The organism is Bacteroidota bacterium, from assembly GCA_039714315.1.
Taxonomy (GTDB): domain Bacteria; phylum Bacteroidota; class Bacteroidia; order Flavobacteriales; family JADGDT01; genus JADGDT01.
The window spans coordinates 1-4,360 of record JBDLJM010000197.1; the positions used below are offsets into that span (position 1 = coordinate 1).

Annotated in this window: 3 protein-coding genes; all 3 read left to right on the forward strand. The window is 37.6% G+C overall.

The window, feature by feature from the left end; all coding sequences use genetic code 11:
- On the forward strand, positions 1-1,077 hold a 1,077-nt coding region (locus ABFR62_13240; GenBank protein MEN8139384.1), incomplete at its 5' end, for a pyridoxal phosphate-dependent aminotransferase.
- 133 nt (positions 1,078-1,210) lie between these two features.
- Entirely contained in the window at positions 1,211-1,480 is a 270-nt protein-coding gene (gene rpsO, locus ABFR62_13245) for a 30S ribosomal protein S15 (GenBank protein MEN8139385.1), read from the forward strand.
- A gap of 424 nt (positions 1,481-1,904) precedes the next feature.
- The gene (locus ABFR62_13250; GenBank protein ID MEN8139386.1) at positions 1,905-4,136 is read left to right on the forward strand and encodes a polyribonucleotide nucleotidyltransferase; all 2,232 of its coding nucleotides are present in this window, start codon (positions 1,905-1,907) and stop codon (positions 4,134-4,136) included.
- Positions 4,137-4,360 lie beyond the last annotated feature (224 nt).

Here is a 4,360-nt window from a genome sequence, read left to right on the forward strand (position 1 = left end):
GGCGCAAAATATTCAGCAATTGTTGGAATAGGGGATAAATTATCCCGATTAGAGAGGGAAACAGGAGAAAAGTATCTTCGCTTAAATCGGGGAGTACCGGCAGTTGCCAATATCGATTTATCGGAAGTGATTCCCCTGATTGATTTTGATTCTCCAAAGATTAAAGTTTATCCTGCAAATTCTGGAAAGTCCGAATTGAAATCTGCTATTAATAAGTATTATTTCCAAAATAAAACTTCCGACGATAATATCTATGTTACTGCAGGGGGAATGAATGCATTGGATTTAGTTTTTAAAACATTAGATGTAGAAAAAGTGTTTCTGCCTGAATTCTATTGGGGGGCTTACGCCAATATCATGAAGATTAATAAAGTTGAAAGCGGCACTTACTTTTCATTTGATGAACTGAAAAATAATATAGAACAATACAAAAACTCAGCAGTTCTGGTCTGCGATCCCAATAATCCGGTGGGTAACAAATACGATGACGAAATGTTACTGGAACTGGTAGAAGAACTGAGCGCTAATGATGTTGTTATTATTTGGGACAGTCCATACAGAAAGTTATTCTTTGAGGAAGATGATGATTTTTATGCCAGATTATCAGGGAATGAAAATGTGATACTGGCTGAAAGTTTTAGTAAGTCAATAGGTCTTAGCGGACAGCGCATTGGATTTGTACATACTACAAACAAAGAGTTCAACACCGAGTTTAATATTAATCTGCTGTATGCCACAAATGGTATTAATGCGTTTGCTCAGGTACTTGTCGAAAAAATACTAACCACTCCCCAAGGGATGGCCGCTGCAAAAGAATTCCGCAGGAAAACTATCGAAGATATGAATAAGAATATAGAGTTTCTTCGCAGTAAAAAGCTGTTGGCCGATGAATTTTATCAAAACTCGGCTCCGGTTGGAATTTTTGTAATTGTTAATAAGAGTGAGGAGGAACTCCTTGAGGCAAAAGTAGGAAGTGTAGGTCTGTCGTATTTCACAAAAATCAGTAAGGAATTTGGGCAGAAATATTCACGAATTTGTATTGCGGTACCTCATGCAGAATTAAAGGAGTATTTATAAGTATAGTAACAAATGCCCAAGTTGGTGTAAATTAGTGCTTTAAAATTGATAGGTGATAATAAAATATTCACTATATTTGCACGCATTTTAGAAAAAGATGCACGTACATAATAATCATTTAAATAATATTGGCATGTATTTAACAGCTGAAAAGAAAAAAGAGATCTTCGCTAAATATGGCGCAAGTGAAACGAACACAGGATCTACAGAAGGACAAGTTGCATTGTTTACTTTCCGTATCAATCACCTTACAGAACACTTAAAAGGAAATCGTAAAGATTTTAACACTGAGCGTTCTCTAGTTGCATTGGTAGGTAAACGTCGTTCATTACTTGATTACTTAAAAGCAAAAGATATTGTAAAATATCGTGAGCTTATTAAAGATCTTGGGATCAGAAAATAATCAGATCAGAAATGTTATTAAAGAGAGGCTTCGAAATGGAGCCTCTTTTTTTGTGTCTAAATATTTTCAAAAAAAGGTTAAAAACCAATAGCTTAATAGTATGAAAATATCATCAAAGATCCCGAAATGCAATTTTCGAACTGCTATGCCAAACAAAACTATAGCGGAGAGCCGGGAATAGCACCAATAAAAAGACACAGGAAACTTCAGTAAATTAACTGTTCATTTGTTAATCTGTATATGAAAGTCATTTTTTACATAAGCTCATAACTGTACTATAAACAAATAAATTTAATCACAAAATAAAATTTCCCATTAACACATAAATGATGTAACTTGCGGCGCAAATTACAGAGAGTAAAAAATAGATTATGATGTCACGTTATAGTATGGTGATAATCAGACAGTTTAATTAAAGAAAAATATGATACCAAAGGTATTTAACAAAACCATCGATTTAGGCGATGGACGTACCATCTCGATCGAGACAGGTAAATTAGCCAAACAAGCAGACGGATCAGTAGTTGTAAGAATGGGTGATGCTATGATTTTGGCAACAGTGGTTTCTAATAAAGATGCTTCTCCGGGAGTAGATTTTTTACCACTAACAGTAGACTATAGACAAAAATTTGCAGCAGCAGGTCGTTTCCCGGGAGGATTCCTTAAGAGAGAAGCTCGTCCGGCTGATGAAGAGATCTTAACAATGCGTCTTGTTGACCGTGTTCTTAGACCATTATTCCCAAGTGATTATCACGCAGAAACTCAAATCATGATTCAGTTGATGAGTCACGATAAAGATGTTATGCCTGATGCTCTTGCAGGTCTTGCAGCTTCTGCAGCTTTATCATTAACAGATATCCCTTTCGAAGGGCCAATTTCTGAAGTACGTGTAGCACGTGTTGAAGGAGAATTTGTAATAAACCCATCTGCTGCTCAATTAGAAGTTGCTGATATCGAGCTTATGGTTGGAGCTTCTATGGATAGCGTTGCTATGGTAGAAGGTGAGATGCTTGAAGTTTCTGAAGAAGAAATGTTAGAAGCTATCAAACTTGCTCACGATGCGATTAAGATTCAATGTCAGGCTCAGATCGATCTGGCTGAAGAAGCTGGTAAAGTTCTTGCACCTCGTGAGTATTCTCACGAAGAGGCTGATGACGAAGAATTAAGAGCTAAAGTAAACGAAGCTTGTTACGATAAATGTTATGCAATTGCAAAACAGGGAACCGGTAAAGTTGAGCGTACTGAAGCATTTGCAGCAGTAAAAGAAGAATTCATTGCTCAGTATAGCGAAGAAGAACTTGAAGAGAAAAAAGGTCTTATCGGTAAATACTACAAAGAATCAATGAAAGAAGCTGTTCGTCAGTGTGTTCTTAACGAAGGAATTCGTTTAGATGGACGTGCTACAACAGAAATCAGACCAATATGGTGTGAAACTGATTATTTACCTTCAGTTCACGGTTCGGCTATTTTCACTCGTGGTGAAACTCAGGCTTTGGCAACTGTAACTTTCGGTACTAAATTAGATGCAAACAGAATCGACTCTGTAACTACACAAGGTGAAGAGAAATTCTACTTACATTATAACTTCCCTCCATTCTCAACTGGTGAAGCTCGTCCTATCAGAGGAGTATCGCGTAGAGAGATCGGACACGGAAACCTAGCTCAAAGAGCACTTAAATCAATGATCCCAAATGACTGTCCTTATACAGTACGTGTTGTTTCTGAGATTTTAGAATCAAACGGTTCTTCGTCTATGGCTACAGTTTGTTCGGGAACAATGGCTCTTATGGATGCCGGAGTTAAGATGACTAAGCCGGTTTCGGGTATCGCAATGGGATTAATTTCTGATGAAGAAACAGGTAAATTTGCAGTTCTTTCAGATATCTTAGGAGATGAAGATCACTTAGGAGATATGGACTTTAAAGTTACAGGTACTGTTGACGGTATCACAGCTTGTCAGATGGATATTAAAGTAAAAGGTCTTTCTTACGAAATCCTTACTCAGGCTTTAATGCAGGCTCGCGATGGTCGTTTACACATTATGGAGAAATTAGTTGAGACTATCGAAGCTCCACGTGCTGAACTTAAGGCTAACGCTCCAAAAATTGTTATTGTTGAGGTTGCTAAAGACTTCATAGGTGCAATTATCGGACCTGGTGGAAAAGTTATTCAACAACTTCAGAAAGATACTGAAACTACAATTACAATCGAGGAAATTGATGAGATTGGTAGAGTTGAAATTCTTGGTACAAACCAGGAAGGAATCGACCTTGCTCTTCAGACTATCGACAATATAACTTTTGTTCCTGAGGTGGGAAGTGTATTTGAAGGTACAGTTAAGGATATCAAAGAATTTGGTGCATTTGTAGAGATTGCTCCGGGTACTGACGGTCTTCTTCATATATCTGAAATAGCTTACGAAAGAGTAAACAAAGTTGAAGATAAACTTAAAATCGGAGACAAAGTTGATGTTAAACTTTTGGAAAAAGATCCAAGAGGAAAACTAAAACTTTCTGCCAAAGCTCTTATGCCAAAACCTGAAGGTTGGGTAGATCGTCCGGCTCGTCCTCCAAGATCTAACGATCGTAGAGGTGGTAACGACCGCAGAGGTGGTGATCGCAGAGACAACAGAGACAGAAAACCAAGAAGAGACTAGTAAATAGTTCTTATAAATAAAAATACCGTCACCCCCTGACTAATATTCACAACAGTGATAGTCAGGGGGTGACTTTTTTGTATTTGGGCGTTACCCCTTCGCGAAAAGCTTCGGGGGCGGGCTTTCGGCTATATCTTTTTTCAGAAAAAGAAAAAAGGATACCACCTCTATCCCTAACGCTACTGGATAAATGCAAACAAAGGAAACTTTCTTTTCTTTGTTTG